We start from the raw sequence: 23,283 nt of genomic DNA on the forward strand, positions 1-23,283 counted from the left end.
GGTCGGGGTCATCGGCGCTCCTTCTGCGGTGCCTGGAAGCCAGGCACTCATTCAATCAATCAAGCGACAAATATTATATTAATTCATATAATGTTATTTCGCGAACTGTCATCCTCCCATGAAGACCCCGACCCACGCCATCGACCCCCAACTGCTGCGCAGCGCCGCCGGCCAGGCCGTCGCCGTGCTCAAGCTGCTGGCCCACGAGGCCCGGCTGCTGCTGCTGTGCCAGCTCTCGCAGGGCGAGATGTGCGTGAGCGACCTCGAGAGCACGCTGGGCATCCGCCAGCCCACCCTGTCGCAGCAGCTGTCGGTGCTGCGCACCGAAGGCGTGGTGGACACCCGCCGCGAGGGCAAGAACATCTACTACCGCGTGGCCGACCCGGCCCTGCTCGAGATCCTGGCGGTGCTGTACCGCCTCTACTGCCCGAAGGAGAACTGAAGATGCCCACCATCGACTGGCCTCATTTCACGCCCTGGGCCGCACTGGCCGGCGGCGTGCTCATCGGACTTTCCGCGGCGATGTTCGTGCTGCTCAACGGGCGCATCGCCGGCGTCAGCGGCGTGCTGGGCGGCTTGCTGCGCCCCATGAAGGGCGACATGGCCTGGCGCGCGGCCTTCGTGCTCGGGCTGGTCGGCGCGCCGCTCGTCTACGGGCTGTTCGCCGTGCTGCCCGCGGCGCAGATCGACGCGGGCTACGGCACGCTCGCGCTCGCCGGCCTGCTGGTGGGCGTGGGCACGCGCTATGGCGCGGGCTGCACCAGCGGCCACGGCGTGTGCGGGCTGGCGCGGCGCTCGCCGCGCTCGCTGGCCGCCACGGTGGCTTTCATCGCCGCAGGGGTCGCCACGGTGTTCGTGACGCGCCACCTGCTCAACCTGTCGTGAACCGGGAGACCTGCCATGTGGACCGCCATTGCTTCCTTGCTCGCCGGCCTTGTCTTCGGGCTTGGCCTCATCGTCTCCGGCATGGCCAACCCGGCCAAGATCCTGGGTTTTCTTGACGTGGGCGGGGCCTGGGACCCGTCGCTCGCCTTCGTGATGGCCGGCGCGGTGGCGGTGAGCACCGTCGGCTTCCTGCTCGCGGGCCGTCGCAAGGAGTCGCTGCTCGGTGGGCCGCTCGCGCTGCCCAGCCTGCGCCACATCGACCGCCGCCTGGTCGGCGGCAGCCTGCTGTTCGGCGTCGGCTGGGGCATCGCGGGCTTCTGCCCCGGGCCCGCGCTGGTCTCGCTCGGCACGGGCGAGGTCAAGGCGCTGGTCTTCGTGGGCGCCATGCTGCTGGGCATGGGCCTGTTCGAGCTGCTCGAGCGCCGCCGCTTCGCGCGGCGCCCGGCCTCAGCCTGAGAAGGCGCGCGCGTTCAGCCGTACAGATACTGCGGCAGCCACAGCGTCAGCCCTGGCCAGATGTACATGAACACCATGCACAGGATGACGATCAGCATGTACGGCATCATCCCCGCGAAGATCTGGTTGATCGTCACGTGCGGCGGCGAAACCCCCTTCAGATAGAAGGCCGACATCGCCACCGGCGGCGACAGGAACGCTGCCTGCAGGTTCACGAACACCAGCACGCCGAACAGCAGCGGATCGATCTGGAAGTGCGCCAGCAGCGGCAGGAAGATGGGCACGAAGATCACGATGATCTCGGTCCACTCCAGCGGCCAGCCCAGCACGAAGATGATCGCCTGCGACAGCAGCAGGAACTGCAGCGGGCTGAGGTTCATGCTCAGCACCCATTCCTCGACGATGCGCTGGCCGCCCAGCAGCGCGAACACCGCCGAGAACAGCGCCGAGCCCACGAAGAGCCAGCAGACCATCGAGGTGGTCTTGAGCGTGAGGAACACCGCCTCCTTGATCTTCTTGAAGTTCAGCGTGCCGGCCTGCCACGCCATCAGGAAGGCGCCGGCCGCGCCGACCGCCGCCGACTCGGTGGCGGTGGTGATGCCGAACAGGATCACGCCCAGCACCACCAGCGTGAGCGTGGCCAGCGGCATCACCGACGACACCAGCATGCGCAGGATCTCGAACTGCTCCGCGTCCATGCGCCAGTAGTACCAGCCCAGCAGCGCGAGCGTGAAGAGGCAGGCCACCCAGAAGCCGGTGTAGAAGGCCTCGGGCACTGCCGCGGTCTTGGGTGCCTCGACCGCGTCGCCCAGCTGCTGCAGGCCACCTTCACCGGCAGGGGCGGTGGCGGGCTCGCTGCCCGGAGGTTCCTCGACGCCGCCGGGGGGCTCCTGCAGGCCGCTGCCTTCGGTGGTGTTCGCGGGTTCGTCGGTGCTCGGCGGCTCGGCGAGACCGGTGCCGGACGGTTCGGCTGCAGCCGGCGCGGCGGCTGCGGGCTCGCCGGTTTTCTGCGTCGCCTGCTGCGTGGCCACCGGGGCGCCCGCGTTGTTGTCCTTCTGCGAGTAGATGGTCACGTACCACCACACCGAGCCCAGCGTGACCGCGGCCAGCGCCAGCGGCACCAGTGCGCTCAGCAGGCCGCGCAGCAGCAGCCACCAGCTCAGGCGCACGCCCTCCACCGCGCCGCGCAGGGCACGCCCCGGCGCCACCACGGCCGCGGCGAGCGCGGGCAGCATGCGCGGCGAGTAGCTGGCCGCGAGGTGGGCCACCCACGGCGTGATGGGGGCACGCTGCTGGTCGATCGGCATCTTGGGCGCCACCTTCGGTTGCAGCACGGCCCAGCCGATCACGTAGATCAGGTACAGCAGGGCGAGGAAGAAGCCCGGGAACATCGCCGCCGCATACAGCTTGACCACCGACTGCCCCGCCACGGCCGCGTACACGATGATCATCACCGAGGGCGGAATGAGAATGCCCAGCGTGCCGCCGGCCGTGATCACGCCAGCCGCCAGACGCGTGTCGTAGCCCGCGTTGAGCATCGGGCGCATCGCGATCACGCCCATCAGCACCACCACCGCGCCCACCAGACCGCTCGCGATGCCCCAGAAGGTGCAGACGATGAGCGTGGTCACCGCCAGCGAACCCGGCACGCGGCGGAACGCGAGCTGCACGCTGTGGAACATCTTGTCGACCAGCGCGCCGCGCTCCATCACGTAGCCCATGAGCACGAAGAGCGGAATGGACAGCAGCGTCTCGTTGGTCATGGCGCCGAAGGCGCGCTGCACCATCAGGTCGAAGACCTTGTTGTCGAGCCAGGGCGAGGCGGGGTCGTAGAAGGCGATGAAGCCGAAGAACATGCCCAGCCCCATCAGCGTGAACGCCGTGGGAAAGCCGAGCATGATCACGAAGACGATCAGGCCCAGCATCAGCAGGCCGAGTGCGGGTTCGCTCATGCGGCACCCCCGTTGCTCGTGTCGCTCTTGCGTTGCTGCGCAGCCTGTTCGATGGCGTGGGCCTTCTCGATCACCTCGCGCTTGTCGGCCTCGTTCACGTAGCTGCTGCTGGCGAGCTGGTCGCCGACCACGTCCATCTCTTCCGCGTCTTTCAGGCGCGGCGTCCACACGCCGGTCTTCAGGCACAGCACGCAGCGCACCATCTCGGCGAGGCCCTGCACCAGCAGCACCGCGCCGGCCACGGGAATCACGAACTTGAAGGGGTACACCGGGATGGGGTCGGCGTTGAAGGTCTGTTCGCGCATCGCGAGCGATTCACCGAAGTAGGTCCAGCCCGACCAGGTGAGCGCCACCACGCCGGGCAGGAAGAAAACCGCGAACAGCACGAGGTCGAGCGCGGCCTGCGTGCGCGGCTTCATGCTGCCGTAGAAGAAATCGCCGCGCACATGGCCGGCCTGCGAGAGCGTGTAGGCGCCGCCCATCATGAAGAGCGTGCCATACAGCATGTTGTTGGCATCGAAGATCCAGGCCGTGGGCGCGTTCAGCGCATAGCGCTTGAACACCTCGCCGCACACCAGCAGCATCAGCGCGACGATGAGCCACGAGAAGGTCTTGCCCACCAGCATGCTGAACCGGTCGACGGCGTGGAGGAAGCGTTGGATGGTCATGGCGGCAGCAGCATGGGCGAGGCCCGTTCATGGAACACCGTGGCGCCGGCGATGCCGGGCCACCGGTGTTGCCCCCTGTGCGGGGGGAAGGCGCGCGCAGGAACGACGTGCGCGCCGACGGGAAGCATCAGCTCTTCTTTTTCCCGAAGTAGTGGTTGTAGGCCATCTTGAAGTCGACGCCATAGTCGTTCTGCCACTGCAGCGCACGCTCGGCGAACACGCGCTGCGACTCCAGCACCTTCTTGAAGAGCGGGTTCTCGCCGGCCTTCTTTTCCACCGTCTTGTCCCAAGCCGCGAGCTGCGCGCGCAGCACGGCGTCGGGCGTCTTGTAGAACTTGATGCCGGCCTTCTTCATGTCGGCGTAGTCCTGCGAGTTGCGCTGCACCGCCTTCCAGCTCATGTCGGCGCTGGCGGCCTGCACGGCGTAGTCGATGATGGAACGCAGCTCCTGCGGCATCGCGGCGTACTTGCCCTTGTTGAACAGCACCTCGAACTGCTCGCCCGACTGGTGAAAGCTCTGCAGCATGCAGTTCTTCACCACGTCGGGGAAGCCCAGCACGCGGTCGCTCGAGGCGTTGTTGAACTCGGCCGCGTCGATCAGGCCGCGGTCCAGCGCGGGCACGATCTCGCCGCCGGGCAGCGGGTTCACCGCCGTGCCCATCTCGGTGAACATGTCCACGGCCAGGCCCACGGTGCGGAACTTCAGGCCCTTCATGTCCTCGACCTTGGCCACCGGCTTCTTGAACCAGCCCAGCGGCTGCGTGGGCATGGGGCCGTACAGGTACGACACCACTTCCATGTTCAGGCTTTTGTAGATCTCGTCGAGCAGCGCCTTGCCGCCGCCGTAGTTGTGCCAGGCCAGCACGGTGTTGGCGTCCATGCCGAAGCCGGGGCCCGAACCCCACAGCGCCAGCGCCGAGTTCTTGCCGTAGTGGTAGGCCACCACGCCGTGGCCGCCGTCAAGCGTGCCCTTGTTCACCGCTTCGAGCAGCTGGAAGGCGGGCACGACGGCGCCCGAGGGCAGCACCTCGATCTTCAGGCGCCCGCCGGCCATGTCGTTCACCTTCTTGGCGAAGTCGTTGGCGTACTCGTGGAAGATGTCCTTGGCCGGCCAGGTGCTCTGGAAACGCAGCGACGTGGTTTGGGCCATGCTGACCATCGGCGCGGACATCGCGCCTGCGGCCACCGCCGCGCCCTTGAGAAGGCTGCGACGGCGGGGCGATTTGCTGTCTGTCATGTGTCTCTCCATATAGTTCTCTGACCGGAACACCCAGGCCGTCGTCTTCACGTTATGGTTTCGACTGGCCGCGACCGCCATCTTTGGCGCGCCACACCTTGTGACAAACAGGGTTTTCACGAACCGGTGAAAAATTCCATCATCCGGCGTGCAAATCGATCGCCCGCAGCCGCCAAAGGCTCCGGGCTTACCCTAGAGATTCGAGAGAGAAAGCAACCATGAGTGAACCCGTTGGAGAAAAAGGCTACGCCGGCGATGTGACGCCCGAGCAGGCGGCGCAGTGGATGGCGAGCGGCGAGGCCGTGCTGGTGGACGTGCGCACCGACGCCGAGCGCGAGTGGGTCGGCTACGTGCCCGGCGCCGTGCCGCTGGCCTGGAAGCAGTGGCCGGGCATGGCGATCAACCCGGCCTTCGACGACGGCGTGCGCGCCGCCGCGGAGGGCGGCAAGAAGCTGGTGCTGCTGTGCCGCAGCGGCGTGCGCTCGATCGCGGCGGCGAAGCGGGCGACCGAGCTGGGCGCGCAGGCCTACAACATCCTCGAAGGCTTCGAGGGCAACCCGGACGAGAACGGACACCGCGGGTTGACCGGCGGCTGGCGCAAGCGCGGGCTGCCCTGGCGCCAGAACTAGAACGCGCTGCCCGCCTCACTCGGCCGTGGCCGGGTCGATGACGCTGTACACCCGGTCCACGCGGTTGGCCGGGAAGCCGCCGAGCTCCGCGTGCCGGCGCACGAGGGCCTCGTCGGTGGCCTGGTAGACGCAGTAGATCCGGTCGTCGGCCACGTAGCTGTGGATCCACTGGATGTCGGTGCCCATGCTGCTGAGCACGCCGCAGGATTTTTGCGAGATGGCTTTCAGGTCCGCCGCGGTGAACTGGCCGGCGCCGGGGATCTCTCGCTCGATGACGAACTTGGGCATGGCGGTACTCCTGTCTAGAATCGGTCGAAGGCGACCAGGACCTATGGTGCCGACGCGAAGCCGTCCTGTATTGCCCGTCTCGCCGGACTTGTTGTCCGGAACCCCGCCCTCGCTAGCCGGGAGGTGACCATGGATGTCTTGTCGGACGTGCTGCGGACCATCCGCCTGGAGGGCGCGCTGTTCCTGAACGGGGACATGTATGCACCCTGGTGCTTCAAGGTACCCAGGGGCGCGGACATCGCGCAGGTGCTCAGGCCCGGCGCACAGCGCCTGGCCATCTGCCACCTCGTGCTGCAAGGCGAATGCTGGGCCCAGGTCGAAGGCGAGGCGCCGCTGCGCGCGCACGCCGGCGACGTGATCGCCGCGCCGCATGGCGATTCGCATGTGCTGGGCAGCGGCTTGCAGCATGCGGCGGTGGACATGTCGCATGTGGTGAGTCCGCGAGCACCCGAACTGGCGCGCGTGCGCTACGGCGGCCAGGGCGACCGCACCTTGCTGGTGTGCAGCTGGTTCGCGTACGAAGGCGACGCGCCCAACCCCGTCATGGCGAACATTCCGCGCCTGTTCACCACGCCCTTGCGCAGCAGGCCGGCGGGCCCGTGGATCGAGCAGTCGGTCCACTTCGTGTTGGGGGATGCGGCTTCGCACACGCCCGGTTCGGAGATGGTCGCCGCCAAGGTGGCGGAAGTGCTGTTCACCGAAGTGCTGCGCGGCTACATCGAATCCATGCCCGCCAACAACCCGGGCTGGCTGGCGGGCCTGCGCGACCCCCACGTGAGCCGCTGCCTGGCGCTGATGCACGCCAAGCCCGCGCGCAACTGGACGGTCGACGCACTGGCACAGGAAATCCACGTCTCGCGCAGCGTGCTGGCGGACCGCTTCACCGAACTGGTAGGCGCGCCGCCCATGCATTACCTCGCGCGCTGGCGCATGGTCCTGGCCGCCGGCATGCTGCGCAAGGACCAGGGCAACCTGGCGCGCATCGCCGAAGGCGTGGGCTACGAATCGGAAGCCGCTTTCAACCGCGCGTTCAAGCGCGAGTACGGCGTGTCGCCAGGGGCCTGGCGGCACAACGGCGCCTAGCGAGGCGCCGTTGCGGTGGTCAGAGTGCCGGAATGCGCAGCTTCTGCCCCGGATAGATCTTGTCGGGGTGCGACAGCATCGGCTTGTTCGCCTCGAAGATCGCGTTGTACTTGTTGGCGTCGCCGTAGTACTTCTTCGAGATGGCCGAGAGCGTGTCGCCGCGCACGACGTCGTGGTACTGGGCGGGCGGTGCGGCCGGGGCGACGAGGTTGTTGTCCACGCTCGTCACGTTGGCCACGTTGCCCGCGGCGAGCGCGGCTTTCTCGCTGGCTTCCTGCGAGGGCGCCTGGCCCGCGAGGGTGACGACGCCGCTGCTGGCGGTGTAGGTCACTTCCAGTCCGGTGAGGCCGAGGTTCTGGGTCTCGATGTAGGTCTTGATGGCCGCGGCAGCTGCCGTGTTCGCATCGGGCGTGGCCGCCTGGGCCGACGAACCGCCGAACAGTTTTTCACCGGCTTCCTTGATGAAGCTGAGCAATCCCATGGTTTTCTCCTTGTGCCGTGGTGGATGGAAAAGGCGAATGTAGCGGTGGAACCGAGACCCTCCGCGTAGGCCCGCGCCGCGACTGTCAAAGAGGCGCCAGCAGGAATAACAACAAAGTCGCAATAATCGCGCGCATGTCTTCCCCCTTCCTCGCCATCGACATCGGCAACACCCGGCTCAAGTGGGCGCTTTACGAGGGGGCCTTCCCCGGTGCGGCACTGCAGGCCCATGGTGCCGAGTTTCTCGACCACATCGAACGCCTGGCCGACGGCCCCTGGGCCGACCTGCCGGCGCCCGGTTCCATGCTGGGCTGCGTCGTGGCTGGCGACACGCTGCGGCGGCGCGCCGAAGAGCAGATCACCGAACGCTTCGACTGCGCCCCGCGCTGGGTGGTGTCGAGCGCGGGCGAGGCCGGCATCGTCAACGGCTACGACCATCCGACGCGGCTGGGCGCCGACCGCTTCGTGGCCATGATCGGCGCGCGCCACCGCATGCTGTCGCAAGGGCCCGAGCGGCCGATGGTGGTGGTGCTGATCGGCACGGCCGTCACCGTGGAGGCGATCGATGCCAGCGGCAAGTTTTTGGGCGGCCTCATCTTGCCGGGCCACGGCATCATGCTGCGCGCGCTCGAATCGGGCACGGCGGGCCTGCACGTGCCCACCGGCGAGGTGCGCGAATTTCCCACCAACACCAGCGACGCGCTGACCAGCGGCGGCACCTACGCCATCGCGGGCGCGGTCGAGCGCATGGTGCAGCACGTGCGCTCGCACTGCGGCGCCGAGCCGGCCTGCTTCATGACCGGCGGCGCGGGCTGGAAGATGGCGCCCGCCATGAACGGAGATTTCGAACTGGTCGAGAGCCTGATCATGGACGGCCTGCTCGTCATCGCGAAGGCACGGGCCCCGGCGGCTGCCGGCTGACCCGTCTTCCTTCTTCTCACCGCCTCATCAGGGCTCAGGCTTCATCAGCGCCTCGCCCATGGCCTGGAAGGCGGGCAGGGTGAGCGGGTCGTTGCCCGCGTTGGCGGCGATCGGGTGCGCGGCGTAGCGCACGATCACCATCTCGGCCTTCGGATCGACGTAGATGCTCTGGCCGTGGATGCCGCGCGCCATGTACGCGCCGTGCGGGTTGTGCGAGACCCACCACATGTTCCGGTAGCTCCAGCCCGGCAGCAGCGCGTAGCCCGCCTTCGCGAACTTGGCCGGATCGGCGCCGCGCTGGATGTCGTCGACCACCGCCTTGGCGATCGCCTGCTGCCCGTTGGGCGCGCGACCGCCGTTGCGCAGCGTCTCGCCGAAGCGCGCGATGTCGCGCAGCACGGTGTTCAGGCCGCCGCCGCCCGACTCGGTGCCGATGCGGTCGACCATGAAATACGCGTCCTGCTCAGCGCCGATGCGGCGCCAGATCTTCTCGCTCAGCAGGTCGGCCAGCGAGCGGTTGGACGCGCGGCGCACGATCCAGGCCAGCACCTCGGCGTTGACCGTCTTGTAGGCAAAGGCGTCGCCGTGCGTGCCTTCCTTCTTGAGCGTGGCCAGGAACTCGTAGAACGACTTCGGGCCCGTGTAGTTGGCGCCCTGCGTGAGCATGCCGCCGGCGCGCGCATAGTCCCAGACCTCGGCCTTCGGGTCGGCGTAGTTCTCGGAGTAGCGCACGCCGATGGTCATGTCCATCACCTGGCGCACGGTGGCGTCGCCGTAGGCCGTGTCCTTGAGCTCGGGCAGGTACTTGGTGACCGGCGCCGACGGGTCGAGCGTGCCTTCCTGCGCGAGGATGGCCGCCAGCGTGCCCACGAAGGACTTGGTGACCGACATCGCCAGGTGCGGCCGCTCGGGCGTGAGCGCGCCGAAGTACTTCTCGTAGACCACCTGGCCGCGGTGCAGCACCAGGATGCCGTCGGTGTAGGTGCGCGCGATCATCTGGCCGAAGGTCTGCGCCTCGCCGCCGCCCATGGGCTGGAAGCGCACGGCCTCGATGTCGAAGCGGGGCTTGGCCGCCGGCAGCGGGCTGGCGGCGCCGGGGCCGCGCCACACGTTGGCCGTGGGCACCGTCTCGCGCACGTGCGAGAAGCTCCAGCGGATGCGCGGGTACACGCCGCCGACCGGGTTGTCGAAGGTGATCTGCTTGTCGGGCGGCGGCGGAAAGCCCTGCATCCAGCCCAGCGCCTCGACCGAGGTGGCGGCAGGATCGGGCAGCGCGGGCGCCGGCGGGGTCTGGGCGAGGCTGGTGTTCACGGCAAGAAGGGTGAAGGCGGCGGCCAGCGCCGTGCGTTGAAAGAAGAGAAACGACGACACAGAAGAAGATGGCATGCAACGGGCTCCAGTGGACGACAGAAACGGAACGGAAATCAACAGCCTCAGCGGCCGCTGAACCGCGCAGGCCGGCGCTCGATGAAGGAGCGCACGCCCTCGGCCGCGTCCTCGCTGTTCGACAGGCGTTTCTGCGTCTCGATGAATTCCGCCACGGCCGCCAGCGGCCCGTGTTCGATCGCCTTGAGCACGTTGAGCCGCGTGGCCTGCACGGCCAGCGGCGCCTGGGCCGCGATGCGCTGCGCGATCTGCAGCGCCGCGTCGAGCTCCTGCCCGGCCGGCACCACCTTCTGCACGAAGTTCAGTCGATAGGCCTCGGCGCTGCCGAACTCGTCGGCCGTGAGCAGGTGCAGCATCGCGTTGCCCAGCCCCGCGCGCTCGGCCATGCGCAGCGTGGCACCGCCCGTGGCCATGATGCCGCGCTGCACTTCCATCTGCGAGAAGCGGCAGTTGTCGGCCGCCACCACGATGTCGGCGCCCAGCATCAGCTCGATGCCCACCGTGAAGCAGATGCCCTTGACGGCCGCCACCATCGGCTTGGTGCGGCGGCGGTAGCCCTCCAGGCCGAAGTCGTGCGGCTCCACCAGCCCGGCCGGAATCGCCTTTTCGCCGCGCTTCATGTACTCGGTGACCGCGGGCAGGTCCAGGCCCGCCGTGAAGTGGTCGCCGAACGCATGCAGCACGCCCACGCGCAGGCTGGGGTCGTCGTCCAGCCGCGTGTAGGCCTCGGCCAGCTGCTTGAACATCGGCGGCGTCCAGCCGTTGCGCTTGGCGGGGCGGTTGATGCCGATCAGCAGCACGTGGTCGAGCACCTGCGTGTCGATGCAGCCTTCGGCGGGCGGGGTGGTGGGGGTGGCGGTCATGGCGTTGCTTGTCTCCTTGTTTTTATGGAATGCCGGATCAGTACGTATAGACGCCGCGGCCGGTCTTGCGACCGAGTTGGCCGGCGGCGACCATTTCCTTCAGCAGCGGGCAGGGGCGGTACTTGGAATCGCCGAACTGCTCCAGGTACACCTCCATCACGGCCAGGCACACGTCCAGGCCGATCATGTCGGCCAGCGCCAGCGGGCCGATGGGCTGGTTGCAGCCCAGCTTCATGCCGGCGTCGATGTCCTCGGCCGTGGCCAGGCCCTCGGCCAGCACGAAGAAGGCCTCGTTGATCATCGGCACCAGGATGCGGTTCACCACGAAGCCCGGCGCGTTCTTCACCGTGATCGGCGACTTGCCCAGCTTCTCGGCCAGCGCCTTCACCGCGTCGTGCGTGGCGTCGCTCGTGAGGTAGCCGCGGATCAGCTCCACCAGCGCCATCATCGGCACCGGGTTGAAGAAGTGCATACCGATGAAGCGGTCGGCGCGCGAGGTGGCGGCGGCCAGCTGCGTGATCGAGATCGACGAGGTGTTCGACGCGATGATCACCTCGGGACCCACCAGCTCGTCCACCTGCTTGAGGACCTTGAGCTTGAGCGCGTGGTTCTCGGTGGCGGCCTCGATGACCAGCTGCGCGCCCTTCAGGTCGTTGTAGTCGGTCGAGCCCTTGATCAGCGCCAGCGCCGCGGCCTTCTGCTCGGCCGTGAGCTTTTCTTTCTTGATGAGGCGGTCGAGGCTGCCCGAGATGGTGGCAATGCCCTTGTCGACGGCGGCCTGGGCCACGTCGATCATCACCACGTTGACACCCGACACCGCGCAGGCCTGGGCAATGCCGTTGCCCATGGTGCCGGCGCCGATGATGCCCACAGTCTGAATCGTCATGAAAAATGCTCCTTGAAACAAAAAAGAAAAGCGGAGGCGAGGGCAGGCGTGGAGCCGCCGTCGCGCAATGGCGGTAATTGTGAAGCAGCCCGGTGGGCCCGCCGTTCCCGTGGGCGACACCGGCCCGGGGTGGCTTACAGTGCTGCGATTGTTTTCAACCCCATTTTTTCGAGCCCTCGCATGACCACCCTCGGCACCCCCCTGTCCCCTTCCGCCACCCGCGTGATGCTGCTCGGCTCCGGCGAGCTCGGCAAGGAGGTGCTGATCGCCCTGCAGCGCCTGGGTGTCGAGACCATCGCCGTCGACCGCTACGAGAACGCCCCCGGCCAGCAGGTGGCGCACCACGCGCGCACCATCACCATGAGCGACCCCGACCAGCTCAAGGCGCTGATCGAGGCCGAGAAGCCCACGCTGGTGGTGCCCGAGATCGAGGCCATCGCCACGCCCATGCTGCAGCAGCTGGAAGACGCGGGCGTGGTGCGCGTGATTCCCACGGCCCGCGCCGCCCGCCTCACGATGGACCGCGAAGGCATCCGCCGCCTGGCGGCCGAGACGCTGGGCGTGCCCACCAGCCCCTACAAGTTCTGCGACTCGCTGGCCGAGTTGCAGGCCGCCATCGACGCGGGCATCGGCTACCCCTGCATCGTCAAGCCCGTGATGAGCAGCTCCGGCAAGGGCCAGAGCAAGATCGACGGCCCGGCCGACGTGCAGAAGGCCTGGGACTACGCCATGGCCGGCGGCCGCGTGAGCCATGGCCGCGTGATCGTCGAGGGCTTCATCGACTTCGACTACGAGATCACGCTGCTGACCGTGCGCGCCAAGGACGCGGCGGGCGCCGTCGAAACGAAGTTCTGCGACCCCATCGGCCACGTGCAGGTCAGCGGCGACTACGTGGAAAGCTGGCAGCCCCACCCCATGGCGCCGGCCGCGTTGCAGAAGGCCCAGCAGATCGCGCAGGCCGTCACGGCCGACCTCGGCGGCCAGGGCCTGTTCGGCGTGGAGCTGTTCGTGAAGGGCGACGAGGTCTGGTTCAGCGAAGTCAGCCCGCGTCCGCACGACACCGGCATGGTCACCATGGCCACGCAGTGGCAGAACGAGTTCGAGCTGCACGCGCGCGCCATCCTCGGCCTGCCGGTCGACACCTCGCTCAAGAGCCCGGGCGCCAGCGCCGTGATCTACGGCGGCGTGGACGCCACCGGCATCGCCTTCGACGGCGTGGCCGAGGCGCTGCAGGTGCCGGGCAGCGACATCCGCCTGTTCGGCAAGCCCGAGAGCTTCGTCAAGCGTCGCATGGGCGTGGCGCTGGTGCACGCGGCCGACACCGACACGGCCCGCCAGCTGGCCAAGGAAGCCGCCTCGCGCGTGAAGCCCCGCACGGCCTGAGCGACCGAACCCTCCGGGTGAACCCGCGAGCCGGGCCCCGGTAGCCAGTTTTCGCAAGCGACCCCGCAGCGGTGCGGGCATGGTGCGGGTCTTGTCGCCAGGACGCCGGTCGGGTGCGGGTGCATGCGGATAGCCCGCAGGCGCCCCGCCCTCCACACTGAGCGCTCCGTTCGATTCACCGGAGACACCATGCTGCATCCCCAGGCGCGCGCCTTGCTGGATTTCATCGAAGCGCGCGGCATTCCGCCGACCCACACCCTGTCGCCCGCCGACGCGCGGGCCTACTACCGCGAGCGCCGCACCGCCACGCAGCCGCTGCCGCCCGAGGTCGCCGAGGTGCGCGACCTCGCCGCCGACGGGCCGCACGGCACCATTGCGGTGCGGCTGTACAAGCCGCTCGGCGCAGGCCCGGGCCCGCTGCCCGTGCTGGTGTACTACCACGGCGGCGGCTGGGTCATCGGCGACCTCGACACGCACGACGTGCTGTGCCGCGAGCTGGCCAACGGCGCGGGCTGCGCGGTGGTCGCGGTCGACTACCGCATGGGCCCCGAGCACCGCTTTCCCACCGCCGTGGACGACGTGCTCGCCGCCACCCGCTGGTTGCGCCGCGAAGCCGCCGCGCTGGGGCTCGATGCGAGCCGCCTCGCGGTGGGCGGCGACAGCGCGGGCGGCAACCTCGCGGCCGTGGCGTCGATCGCCGCGCGCGATGCGGGCGACCTGCCGATCGTGTTCCAGCTCCTGATCTACCCGGCCACCGACATGCGCCGCGGCCATCCGTCGCACCAGGCGAACGGGCAGGGCTACCTGCTCACGCGCGACACGATGACCTACTTCCACGACCACTACATCACCGACGCGAAGCACGACCTCGACTGGCGCGCCTCGCCGCTGCTGCACACCGACCTGTCGGGCCTGCCGCCGGCGCTCGTGCTCACGGCCGGCTACGACCCGCTGCGCGACGAAGGCGCGGCGTATGCCGAGGCGCTCACGGCCGCCGGCAACCGCGCGAACTACGTGTGCTTCGAGCGCCAGATCCATGGCTTCATCACCATGGGCAAGGTGCTCGACGAGGCCCACACCGCCGTCGCGTTGTGCGCGGCGGAACTGCGCCGCGCGTTCGCGTCGGCCTAGGGAAAGTCCCCGCGCAAATGGATGCCGCGCGCAAGGCCCTCGCCGCTACGATCCAGCGAACACGACGCCACCCCCCGGTCGGACGTCGTCGACCGATGCAGGAGACAGACACCATGCAGCGAACCAGGACGTCGACGCCTTCGGGCGGCGATGCACGGCAGGGCGAACGCCTCATGTGGCTCACGCCGCAGCGCGTCTTCTACGCCGGGCTGCTCGGCGCCGCGGCCGAGCGCGCCATGGGCGGGCACGGCGTGTACGTGTCGCCCGTCGGTGCGCCGCCCAACCGCATCCGCATCGGCGGCGGGGCCTGGCAAAGCGGCGAGTTCATCGTGGTGCCGCCGCACGTGCCGCACCAGGTCGAGAGCGCCTGCCCGCTGATCTTCAACCTGCTGATCGAATCGGAGTCGGTCGATCCCGCGCGCATGCCGGCCTTCTTGCAGCACTGCGGCCCGGTCGATGCGCCGGCCTTCGTGCAGCGCATGCGCGAGGTCCATGCCCACCTGCTGGCGGCCTCGGCGCGCGGCATCGACTTCGACGGCTTCGATTTCGACGCGCTGTTCTTCGACGGCCCGCTCACGCCGCGCCCGCTCGACGCGCGCATCCGCAAGGTGGTCGACATGCTCGTGGCCGACCCGGCCGCGCCCGCCTCGGCGGAAGACTGCGCGGCCTCGGTGCACCTGTCGTTCTCGCGCTTTTTGCACCTGTTCAAGCAGGAGACGGGCATGGCCTTTCGCGGCTTCCGGGCCTGGAAGCGTGCGCGCAGCCTGCTGCGCTACGTGCACCAGAGCGGCACGCTCACCGACATCGCGCTGGACACCGGCTACCCCGACTCCACGCACTTCAGCCATTCGATCCGCCAGGTCTATGGGCTCAAGCCCAGCGACATCGTGGCAGGCTCGCGCCGCCTCGCGCTGCACGACGCGGCCGGCGGGTTCCGGCAGTAAGCGCAGGCGGGACGGCATCGCATGCAGATCCTCCAACTCCTGCTGTCGGGCATCGCGCAAGGGTGCATCTACGGGCTCATCGCACTGGGCTTCGTGCTGATCTACAAGGCCACGGAAACGGTGAGCTTCGCGCAGGGCGACCTGATGATGCTCGGCGCGTTCGGTGCCTTCGCGGGCATGTCGCTGTTCGGCATGCCGTTCTGGCTTGCGGCGCTCTTGGCCGTGGTGGCCATGGCGGCCTTCGGCGTGCTGCTCGAGCTGGTGGTGATCCGCCCGATCCTCGGGCAGCCGCAGTTCTCGATCGTGATGCTGACCATCGGCATCGCCTACGTGGCGCGCGGCCTCATCACCATGGTGCCGGGCATCGGCACCGACACCCACACGCTGGCCGTGCCCTACAAGGACCAGATCTGGAAGCTCGGCGAGCTGGTGGTGAACCTCGAGCAGTTCGTGATCATCGTCGCCACCGCGATCCTGTGCGGCCTGCTGTACGCCATGTTCCGCTACAGCAAGCTGGGCATCGCGATGCAGGCCTCGTCGCAGAACCAGCTCGCGGCCTACTACATGGGCATTCCGGTGAAGCGGCTCAACGGGCTGGTGTGGGGGCTCGCCGCAGCGGTGGCCGCCATCGCGGGCATGCTGCTGGCGCCCATCACCTTCGTGCACGCCAACATGGGCTTCATCGGGCTCAAGGCCTTTCCTGCCGCGGTGGTCGGTGGCTTCGGCAGCCTGCCGGGCGCGATCGTCGGCGGGCTGGTGATCGGCATCGTCGAGTCGTTCGCGGGCTTTTACCTGCCAGACGGTTTCAAGGACACGGCGCCGTACATCGTGGTGCTGCTGATGCTCATGATCAAGCCGAACGGGTTGTTCGGCGAGAAGCTGCGCAAGAAGGTCTGAACATCCCATGCGCTTCATCTTCAAGACCAGCTACGACCAGGACATCCGCCTCGCGCGGCACGGTGGCCACGTGCTCTGGTACAGCCTGCTCGTGGCCTTCCTGCTTGTCGCGCCGTGGGTCATCGACGAGTACTGGCTCGCGCAGCTGACCTTCGTGCTGATCTACGGCATCGTCGGCCTGGGGCTGATGCTGCTGGCGGGCTTCACGGGGCAGTTCTCCATCGGGCACGCGGCGTTTCTCGGAACGGGCGCGTACACGCAAGGGGTGCTGACGAACATGGGCGTGCCGTTTCCGCTCGCGCTGCTGGCGTCGGCCGCGCTGTCGGCGGCGGTGGGCGTGGTGGTGGCGATGCCAGCGTTGCGCGTGAAGGGCATCTACCTGGGCATCGCGACGCTGTCCTTCGGCTTCATCGTCGAGGAGGTGTTCGCGCGCTGGGAAAGCGTGACGGGCGGCAACGCGGGCCTGCATGTGAAGTCGCCGCAGCTGTTCGGCTGGTCGCTGGGCTCGGGCGAAGGCTTCTACTTTCTGTGCCTGGTGGTCGCGGTGGTGTCCACGCTGGGCATCCTGAACCTGCTGCGTTCGCCGACGGGGCGCGCCTTCGTGGCGATCCGCGATTCGGAGATTTCGGCGCAGAGCATGGGCATCCACCTGGCGCGCTACAAGACGATGTCGTTCGCGATCTCTGCGGCGCTCGCGGGGCTGGGCGGCGCGCTGTATGCGCACAAGCTGAGCTTCATCTCGCCGGACCAGTTCAACATCCTGCAGTCGATCGACCTGCTGCTGATGGTGGTGATCGGTGGGCTGGGCTCGGTGCACGGCGCGTTCCTCGGCGCCATCTTTCTCATCGCGATGCCGCAGCTGATCTCGATGGGCAAGGACTGGTTGCCGGCGGTGGTCGGGCAGGCGCCCGGCCTGCAGGGGCTGGTGTACGGGCTGGTGCTGATCGCCTTTGTGCTGTTCGAGCCGCTGGGGCTGTACGGGCGCTGGCTCAAGATCCGCACCTGGCTGCAGCTCTTCCCGTTCTACCGCAAGGGTTTGTTCAAGCGGCAGAAGTCGTTCACCAAATCGGACCGGCTGAGATGAGCAACGACGTCCTTCTTTCCGCGAAAGACCTGAGCGTGCGCTTCGGCGGCGTGCTGGCGGTCAACAAGGTGAGCTTCGACGTGCGGCGCGGCGAGGTGTTCACGCTCATCGGCCCGAACGGCGCGGGCAAGACGACGGTGTTCAACCTGATCAGCCGCATCTACACGCCGACCACGGGCGAGATCACCTGGCATGGCGAGGCGGGCGGGGCGATCGCACTCACGCAGCAGGCGCCGCACGCGATTGCCGCGCTGGGCATTGCGCGCACCTTCCAGAACATCGAGCTGTTCGAGCATGCGACCGTGCTGCACAACCTGCTGATCGGGCGCCACACGCACCGGCAGACCGGCTTCTGGAGCGAGGTGTTCTTCACGCCGGCCACGCGCCGCGCCGAGATCGCGGCGCGCGAGAAGGCGGAGCAGGTGATCGACCTGCTCGACCTGCAGCACTACCGCGACTCGATGGTGGCGGGGCTGCCCTACGGCGTGCGCAAGGTGGTGGAGCTGGCGCGCGCGCTGTGCACCGAGCCCAAGCTGCTGCTGCTCGACGAGCCTTCTTCGGGGCTCAATGTCGAGGAGACGGCGGACATGGCGTTCTGGATTCAGGACATCCAGCATGAGCTGGGGGTGTCGGTGTTGATGGTCGAGCACGACATGTCGCTGGTTTCCAAGGTGTCGGATCGCGTGCTGGCCATGAATCAGGGCGAGGTGCTGGCTACGGGGTCGCCTCGCGAGGTGCAAGCGGATTCGCGTGTCATCGAGGCTTACCTTGGGACTGTGGATGACGTGAGCAGTTTGCGGAGGGTGGCGGCGTGACTTGCTTCTTCGTTACCTCTTTGGAGACGCCCGGTGCGCGGCACGGCGCGGTCGCCCCCACTGCGCCGGCCGCTTCGCGGCTGCCCTGCGGTGCTCGCGTTTCGCGGGGTCTCGCAGAACTCGCTTCGCTCAAACAGCTGCGAGCCCTGATCCGCGAAACGCTGCGCTCCTCGGCGGCACAGAGGGGGCGCCCACGCCGCACCGCACGCCGGGCTTCGTGGTGGCGTGATGGCTCTGCATGTTCCGCCTTGAACCAGGGAGCAGCGGCATGAGCGACGTCGTGCTTCAACTGCTCAACGTCGAAAGCGCCTACGGCCCCATCAAGGCCATCCGCGGCGTGAGCCTGAAGGTGCGCAAGGGCGAGATCGCGACGGTGCTTGGCTCCAACGGCGCGGGCAAGACGACGATCCTCAAGACCATCTCGGGGATCATCGATCCGCGCAAAGGCAGCATCGAGTTCCAGGGGCAGGACATCACGGCGAAAGACCCGGCCTTCATCGTGCAGCAGGGGCTGAGCCACGTGCCGGAAGGGCGCGAGGTGTTTCCGCTGCTGTCGGTGAAGGACAACCTGCTGATGGGTGCCTACACGCGCAAGGACCGCGACGGCGTGGCGCGGGACATCGAGACCGTCTTCACCTACTTCCCGATCCTGCGCGAGCGCGCCACGCAGGACGCCGGCCTGCTCTCGGGCGGCCAGCAGCAGATGCTGGCCATCTCGCGCGCCATCATGGCGGCGCCGCACCTCATCCTTCTGGACGAGCCCAGCCTGGGCCTGAGCCCCAAGCTCACCAAGGAAATCTTCGAGATCGTGGTGCGCATCAACCGCGAGCGCGGCACCACCATCCTGCTGGTGGAGCAGAACGCGAACATGGCGCTCAACGCCGCCGACCACGGCTACGTGCTGGAGAACGGCCGCATCGTGATGGAAGACTCGTGCGAACGCCTGCGCGAGAAGGACGACATCAAGGAGTTCTACCTCGGTGTCAAGGACGACGGCGTGCGCGGCGAGCGGCGCTGGAAAAAGAAGAAGACCTGGAGGTAGCCGTCGCCATGCAAGGACTCTGGGATCTGCGAACCATCGAACCCGGCCACGACATCCTCGTGCCCGGCGACACGCTCTCGGCCATGTTCTGGAACGCCGTGCGCCAGCGCGGCGACAACATCTGGATGCGGCAGAAAGAGTTGGGCATCTGGCGCAGCTGGAGCTGGCGCCAGACGTCCGAGGCCGTGCGCGAGATCGCGGCCGGTCTGCAGGCCATCGGTTTCACGCGCGGCGAGTGCGCGTCCATTCTTTCGAACACCGTCATCGAATGGGTGCTGGCCGACCTGGCCGTGCTCAGCTGCGGCGGTGTGTCCAACGGCATTTACCCGACCGACGCTGCCTCGCAGGTGCAGTACCTGTGCGAAGACTCGCGCACCACCGTGCTCTTCGTGGAAGACGACGAGCAGCTCGACAAGGCGCTCGAGGTGCGCGCCCGCCTGCCCGGCCTGCGCCGCGTGGTCGTGTTCGACATGGAAGGCCTGCGCGAACTCGACGACCCGGGCGTGATGAGCCTCGATGCGCTGCGCGCCCTTGGCCGCACGCACCTGGCGGGCGATCCGCAGGCGGTGGAGCGCAGCGTGGCGGCCTGTCGGCCCGAAGACCTCGCCATTCTGGTCTACACCTCGGGCACCACCGGAAAGCCCAAGGGCGCCATGCACAGCCACGCGGGGCTGGTGTACACCGCGCGCGGCTACAACACGCTCATCGCGCAGGACGAGAAAGACGAGCGCATGTGCTTCCTGCCGCTGTGCCACATCGCCGAGCGCATGGGCGGCGAGTACTTCGCGATGTACACGGGCTCGATCCTCAACTTCGTCGAGAACCCCGAGACGGTGCCCGAGAACGTGCGCGAGATCGCGCCGACGGTGTTCACCGGCGTGCCGCGCGTGTGGGAGAAGTTCTATTCGGGCGTGATGATCGCGCTGAAGGAGGCCAGCCCGCTGCAGCAGGCCGCCTACCACTGGAGCATCGGCGTGGGCGAGACCATCGCCAACAAGGTGCTCGCGGGGCAGGAGATCGGCACGGGGCTGCGCCTGAAGTTCCGGCTGGCGCGGCTGCTGGCGCTGGACAACGCGCGCAAGCTCATCGGCATCCATCGCGCGCGCTTTCTCGTGACCGGCGCGGCCCCCATTTCGCCCGAGCTGGTCAAGTGGTACCTCGCGCTGGGCGTGCCCATGCTCGAGGTGTGGGGCATGACGGAGTCGTGCGGCGCCTCCACGGCCGTGCCCGTCACCCGCATCAAGCCGGGCTCCATCGGCCCGGCCACGGGCTACAACGAGGTGCGCATCGATCCGGCCACCAGCGAGATCCTGGTGCGCGGCCCCAATGTCTTCATGGGCTATTTGAATCTGCCGGAGAAGACCGCCGAGACCATCGACGCCGACGGCTGGCTGCACACGGGGGACGTGGGCGTGATGGACGAGGACGGGTATTTCCGCATCACCGACCGGATGAAAGACATCATCATCACGGCAGGCGGCAAGAACGTGACCCCGAGCGAGCTGGAGAACGAGCTCAAGTTCAGCCTCTACATCACCGATGCCGTGGTGATCGGCGACAAGAGGCCCTACCTCACGGTGATCGTCATGATCGACCAGGAGAACGTCGAGAAATTCGCGCAGGACCACGACGTGCCGTTCAGCAACTACGAGAGCCTGACACGCACGCAGGAAGTGCAGGACCTGATCCAGGGCGAGATCGATCGCGTCAACGCCAAGTTCGCGCGCGTCGAGCAGATCAAGAAGTTCTTCCTGCTTGAGACGCAGCTCAGCGCCGAGGACGAGGAGCTCACGCCCACGATGAAGCTCAAGCGCAAGCTGGTGCAGACCAAGTACGCGCAGCGCATCGACGCCATGTACCGCTGACCTCTTTTTTGCCAACCCGAGGAGACAACGCTATGACGAAGCTCAAGACATTGACGACGCTGGCTGTGCTGGGCCTGATCGCGACGCTCGCGTCGGCGCAGCAGCAGGGCGTGACCAAGGACGAGATCCGCATCGGCACCATCCAGGACCTGTCGGGTCCGCTCGCGGGCTTCGGCAAGCAGGCGCGCAACGGCATGCAGCTGCGCGTGGACGAACTCAACGAGCAGGGCACCCTCAACGGCCGCAAGCTCAAGCTCTTCGTGGAGGACTCAGGCTACGACCCGAAGAAGGCGGTGCTGGCGGCGCAGAAGCTGGTCAACCAGGAAAAGATCTTCATCATGGCCGGCCACATCGGCACGGCACAGAACATGGCGGCGATGCCGGTGCAGTTCGACAAGAACGTCGTCAACTACATGCCCATCACGGCGGCGCGCGAAATGTACGAGCCGCTGAACCGGCTGAAGTACTCGTTCGCGGCCACCTACTACGACCAGATCCGCCTGGCACTGCCCAAGATGATCAAGGACAAGGGCGCCAAGAAGGTCTGCACGATCTACCAGGACGACGAGTTCGGCCTGGAAGTGCAGCGCGGCGCCGAGGCCGGCCTGAAGGCCGCGGGCATGGAGCTGGCCGAGAAGACCTCGTTCAAGCGCGGCGCCACCGACTTCAGCTCGCAGGTCGCCAAGATGAAGGCTGCCAACTGCGACCTCGTGGTGCTCGGCACCATCATCCGCGAGACCATCGGCACGGTGGGCGAGTCGCGCAAGACCGGCTTCAACCCGACCTTCCTGGGCTCGAGCGCGGCCTACACCGACCTGATTCACAAGCTGGGCGGCAAGGCCATGGACGGCGTGTACGCCACCATGACGGTGCAGAACCCCTACACCGACGAGCAGTCGCAACCGCTGCGCTTCTGGGCCAACAAGTACAAGACCAAGTTCAACGAAGACCCGACCGTGTTCTCGGTGTACGGCTACGTGATCATCGACTCGTTCATCAAGGCCGCGACCAAGGCCGGTCCGAACCTGACGACCGACAGCTTCATCAAGGCGATGGACAGCATGACCTTCGAGCCCGACATGTTCGGCAGCCCGAAGAGCACCTACACCGCCACCAAGCGCCTGGGCAACGACCAGTCGCGGCTGTCGCAGATCAAGGACGGCAAGTGGGTCGTCGTTTCCGACTACGTGACGCCGTAAACGAGGAGCGCCCCGGAATGGGGCGAGCGGCTATATTCCGCGAAATCCCCTTCGCGAGACCGCCGCCATGCCCCAGTACTGGTTGATGAAATCCGAGCCCGACGAGGTCTCGATCGACGATGCCCTCGCCGCGCCCGACGCCACCGTGGCGTGGACCGGCGTGCGCAACTACCAGGCACGCAACTTCATGCGCGACGGCATGAAGGTCGGCGACGGCGTGCTGTTCTATCACTCGAGCTGCCCCGAGCCCGGCATTGCCGGCATCGCGCGCGTGGCCTCGGGCATCCAGCCTGATCCGACGCAGTTCGACCCGAAGTCGCCGTACTACGACGCCGGCGCGAAGAAGGAAGACCCGCGCTGGCTGCTGGTCGACGTGCAGGCGCTGCGCAAGACGCGGCTGCTGGCGTTGCCCGAGCTGCGCGCCAAGCCCGAGCTGGCCGATCTGGTCATCCTGCGCAAGGGCAACCGGCTGTCGATCACGCCGGTGGAGCCGGCGCACTGGAAGGTCATCGAGAAGATGCTGGCCTGAACCTGTTCAGGCGACTTTCGACAGGATCGGGAACAGCTTGCCGAGCCCGTCGGCCATCACCTCGACCGCGAGTGCCGCGAGAATCAGGCCCATCAGCCGCGTCATGATGTTGATGCCGGTCTTGCCGAGCACCCGCGCGATCGGCTGCGCGAGCGAAAACGCCAGCGCGGTCGCCAGCGCCACCACCACGCCATAGCCGACCAGCAGCCCCAGCTCCCACAGGTGCTGCGTCTTGTCGGCGTAGATCACTACGGTGGAGATCGCGGCCGGGCCGGTAAGCAGCGGAATGGTGAGCGGCACCACCGCGATGGAGGCGCCCATCGACGCCTTCACCTCCACCGCGCGCAGCTCGTCGACGTTGGTCTTGCTCTCGGCCGGCTGCGCGTTGAGCATCGAGATCGAGCTCATGAGCAGCAGCAGTCCGCCGCCGACCTGGAAGCTCGCGATCGAGATGCCGAAGAAGGACAGCAGCTGCAGCCCGATGAGCGCGCTCACGGCAATGACCACGAAGGCGCTGAAGGCCGACATGCGCACCGTGCGCTTGCGCTGGGCGTCGGAGTAATCCTGCGTGTAGTGGATGAAGAAGGGCACGATGGCCAGCGGGTTGACGATGGCCACCAGCGTGACCAGCGGCTTGATGAGGTCCATGGAGGTGCTCAT

General features: G+C 67.6%; 25 protein-coding genes. 16 read left to right on the forward strand and 9 right to left on the reverse strand.

Translation table 11 applies throughout. The annotated features are described in order from the left end of the window. The first annotated feature begins 118 nt into the window (after positions 1 to 118). The 3 genes from AC07Y4_RS26475 to AC07Y4_RS26485 are packed head-to-tail and all read left to right on the forward strand — an operon-like array spanning position 119 to position 1,341. Positions 119 to 442, forward strand: a complete 324-nt coding sequence (locus tag AC07Y4_RS26475) for an ArsR/SmtB family transcription factor (protein ID WP_062478840.1) — start codon at positions 119 to 121, stop codon at positions 440 to 442. A 2-nt stretch (positions 443 to 444) separates the two neighbouring features. Beyond that, positions 445 to 885: a YeeE/YedE family protein gene (locus tag AC07Y4_RS26480; RefSeq protein WP_487847433.1), complete on the forward strand. Its 441-nt coding sequence runs from the start codon at positions 445 to 447 to the stop codon at positions 883 to 885. 15 nt (positions 886 to 900) lie between these two features. After that, positions 901 to 1,341 carry a DUF6691 family protein gene (locus AC07Y4_RS26485; protein WP_487847432.1) on the forward strand — a complete coding sequence of 147 codons (441 nt, stop codon included), beginning with the start codon at positions 901 to 903 and terminating at the stop codon, positions 1,339 to 1,341. Between the two features lie 14 nt (positions 1,342 to 1,355). Here the strand turns inward: AC07Y4_RS26485 and AC07Y4_RS26490 are convergent, their stop codons facing one another. The 3 genes from AC07Y4_RS26490 to AC07Y4_RS26500 all read right to left on the reverse strand — a co-directional run bounded on the left by AC07Y4_RS26490 (position 1,356) and on the right by AC07Y4_RS26500 (position 5,198). Continuing rightward, complete coding sequence (locus tag AC07Y4_RS26490) at positions 1,356 to 3,293, reverse strand: TRAP transporter large permease (RefSeq protein ID WP_487847431.1); 1,938 nt, start codon at positions 3,291 to 3,293, stop codon at positions 1,356 to 1,358. Then, on the reverse strand, positions 3,290 to 3,961 hold the full coding sequence (locus tag AC07Y4_RS26495; protein ID WP_487847430.1) for a TRAP transporter small permease subunit: 672 nt from the start codon (positions 3,959 to 3,961) through the stop codon (positions 3,290 to 3,292). Before AC07Y4_RS26495 ends, AC07Y4_RS26490 begins: the two co-directional genes overlap by 4 nt. 127 nt (positions 3,962 to 4,088) lie before the next feature. Then, positions 4,089 to 5,198: a TRAP transporter substrate-binding protein gene (locus AC07Y4_RS26500; protein ID WP_070061869.1), complete on the reverse strand. Its 1,110-nt coding sequence runs from the start codon at positions 5,196 to 5,198 to the stop codon at positions 4,089 to 4,091. Positions 5,199 to 5,416: 218 nt separating this feature from the next. On the opposite strand from AC07Y4_RS26500, the gene AC07Y4_RS26505 reads away from it, so the two are divergent. Continuing rightward, on the forward strand, positions 5,417 to 5,827 hold the full coding sequence (locus AC07Y4_RS26505; protein WP_139700445.1) for a rhodanese-like domain-containing protein: 411 nt from the start codon (positions 5,417 to 5,419) through the stop codon (positions 5,825 to 5,827). A 15-nt stretch (positions 5,828 to 5,842) separates the two neighbouring features. Here AC07Y4_RS26505 and AC07Y4_RS26510 read toward each other — a convergent pair whose 3' ends face one another. Beyond that, a complete protein-coding gene (locus AC07Y4_RS26510; protein ID WP_095950262.1) occupies positions 5,843 to 6,115 on the reverse strand; it encodes a DUF4242 domain-containing protein in 273 nt (90 codons plus the stop codon). 129 nt (positions 6,116 to 6,244) lie between these two features. Between AC07Y4_RS26510 and AC07Y4_RS26515 the strand changes: the two genes are divergently transcribed. Further along, positions 6,245 to 7,198 (forward strand): AraC family transcriptional regulator, encoded by a 954-nt coding sequence (locus AC07Y4_RS26515; protein WP_487847429.1) that lies wholly within the window; start codon positions 6,245 to 6,247, stop codon positions 7,196 to 7,198. Between the two features lie 19 nt (positions 7,199 to 7,217). Here the strand turns inward: AC07Y4_RS26515 and lysM are convergent, their stop codons facing one another. After that, positions 7,218 to 7,679, reverse strand: a complete 462-nt coding sequence (gene lysM, locus AC07Y4_RS26520; protein ID WP_062478819.1) for a peptidoglycan-binding protein LysM — start codon at positions 7,677 to 7,679, stop codon at positions 7,218 to 7,220. A 134-nt stretch (positions 7,680 to 7,813) separates the two neighbouring features. Here lysM and AC07Y4_RS26525 point away from each other — a divergent pair, with 134 nt between their 5' ends. Next, a complete protein-coding gene (locus AC07Y4_RS26525; protein WP_487847428.1) occupies positions 7,814 to 8,599 on the forward strand; it encodes a type III pantothenate kinase in 786 nt (261 codons plus the stop codon). Positions 8,600 to 8,626: 27 nt separating this feature from the next. Here AC07Y4_RS26525 and AC07Y4_RS26530 read toward each other — a convergent pair whose 3' ends face one another. From AC07Y4_RS26530 to AC07Y4_RS26540, 3 genes are read right to left on the reverse strand one after another with little or no spacing between them, the layout of a single operon-like run. Further along, on the reverse strand, positions 8,627 to 9,985 hold the full coding sequence (locus tag AC07Y4_RS26530) for a serine hydrolase domain-containing protein (protein WP_307581838.1): 1,359 nt from the start codon (positions 9,983 to 9,985) through the stop codon (positions 8,627 to 8,629). A gap of 47 nt (positions 9,986 to 10,032) precedes the next feature. Then, positions 10,033 to 10,848: a crotonase/enoyl-CoA hydratase family protein gene (locus tag AC07Y4_RS26535; RefSeq protein ID WP_487847427.1), complete on the reverse strand. Its 816-nt coding sequence runs from the start codon at positions 10,846 to 10,848 to the stop codon at positions 10,033 to 10,035. A 37-nt stretch (positions 10,849 to 10,885) separates the two neighbouring features. Next, positions 10,886 to 11,734 (reverse strand): 3-hydroxybutyryl-CoA dehydrogenase, encoded by an 849-nt coding sequence (locus AC07Y4_RS26540; RefSeq protein WP_487847426.1) that lies wholly within the window; start codon positions 11,732 to 11,734, stop codon positions 10,886 to 10,888. Between the two features lie 180 nt (positions 11,735 to 11,914). On the opposite strand from AC07Y4_RS26540, the gene purT reads away from it, so the two are divergent. From purT to AC07Y4_RS26590, 10 genes are all read left to right on the forward strand, one after another. Beyond that, positions 11,915 to 13,117: a formate-dependent phosphoribosylglycinamide formyltransferase gene (purT, locus tag AC07Y4_RS26545; RefSeq protein ID WP_159274738.1), complete on the forward strand. Its 1,203-nt coding sequence runs from the start codon at positions 11,915 to 11,917 to the stop codon at positions 13,115 to 13,117. Positions 13,118 to 13,306: 189 nt separating this feature from the next. Next, positions 13,307 to 14,248: a LipP1 family hormone-sensitive lipase gene (gene lipP1 / locus AC07Y4_RS26550; RefSeq protein ID WP_487847425.1), complete on the forward strand. Its 942-nt coding sequence runs from the start codon at positions 13,307 to 13,309 to the stop codon at positions 14,246 to 14,248. Positions 14,249 to 14,361: 113 nt separating this feature from the next. Further along, positions 14,362 to 15,192 (forward strand): helix-turn-helix domain-containing protein, encoded by an 831-nt coding sequence (locus AC07Y4_RS26555; RefSeq protein ID WP_487847424.1) that lies wholly within the window; start codon positions 14,362 to 14,364, stop codon positions 15,190 to 15,192. 21 nt (positions 15,193 to 15,213) lie between these two features. Further along, complete coding sequence (locus AC07Y4_RS26560) at positions 15,214 to 16,089, forward strand: branched-chain amino acid ABC transporter permease (RefSeq protein WP_070061875.1); 876 nt, start codon at positions 15,214 to 15,216, stop codon at positions 16,087 to 16,089. A 7-nt stretch (positions 16,090 to 16,096) separates the two neighbouring features. Continuing rightward, a complete protein-coding gene (locus tag AC07Y4_RS26565; RefSeq protein ID WP_062478791.1) occupies positions 16,097 to 17,173 on the forward strand; it encodes a branched-chain amino acid ABC transporter permease in 1,077 nt (358 codons plus the stop codon). Continuing rightward, positions 17,170 to 17,988 (forward strand): ABC transporter ATP-binding protein, encoded by an 819-nt coding sequence (locus AC07Y4_RS26570; protein ID WP_487847423.1) that lies wholly within the window; start codon positions 17,170 to 17,172, stop codon positions 17,986 to 17,988. The genes AC07Y4_RS26565 and AC07Y4_RS26570 overlap by 4 nt, the downstream gene beginning before the upstream one ends. A gap of 268 nt (positions 17,989 to 18,256) precedes the next feature. Next, on the forward strand, positions 18,257 to 19,030 hold the full coding sequence (locus AC07Y4_RS26575) for an ABC transporter ATP-binding protein (protein ID WP_056576626.1): 774 nt from the start codon (positions 18,257 to 18,259) through the stop codon (positions 19,028 to 19,030). 8 nt (positions 19,031 to 19,038) lie between these two features. Continuing rightward, a complete protein-coding gene (locus tag AC07Y4_RS26580; RefSeq protein WP_487847422.1) occupies positions 19,039 to 20,895 on the forward strand; it encodes an AMP-dependent synthetase/ligase in 1,857 nt (618 codons plus the stop codon). Between the two features lie 32 nt (positions 20,896 to 20,927). Then, a complete protein-coding gene (locus AC07Y4_RS26585; RefSeq protein WP_487847421.1) occupies positions 20,928 to 22,094 on the forward strand; it encodes an ABC transporter substrate-binding protein in 1,167 nt (388 codons plus the stop codon). Between the two features lie 67 nt (positions 22,095 to 22,161). Beyond that, a complete protein-coding gene (locus tag AC07Y4_RS26590; protein ID WP_095747052.1) occupies positions 22,162 to 22,623 on the forward strand; it encodes an EVE domain-containing protein in 462 nt (153 codons plus the stop codon). A gap of 6 nt (positions 22,624 to 22,629) precedes the next feature. Here AC07Y4_RS26590 and AC07Y4_RS26595 read toward each other — a convergent pair whose 3' ends face one another. After that, the gene (locus AC07Y4_RS26595) at positions 22,630 to 23,283 is read right to left on the reverse strand and encodes a MarC family protein (RefSeq protein WP_056576614.1); all 654 of its coding nucleotides are present in this window, start codon (positions 23,281 to 23,283) and stop codon (positions 22,630 to 22,632) included.

It is taken from the genome of Variovorax sp. GW460-12-1-14-LB1 (genome assembly GCF_059423605.1).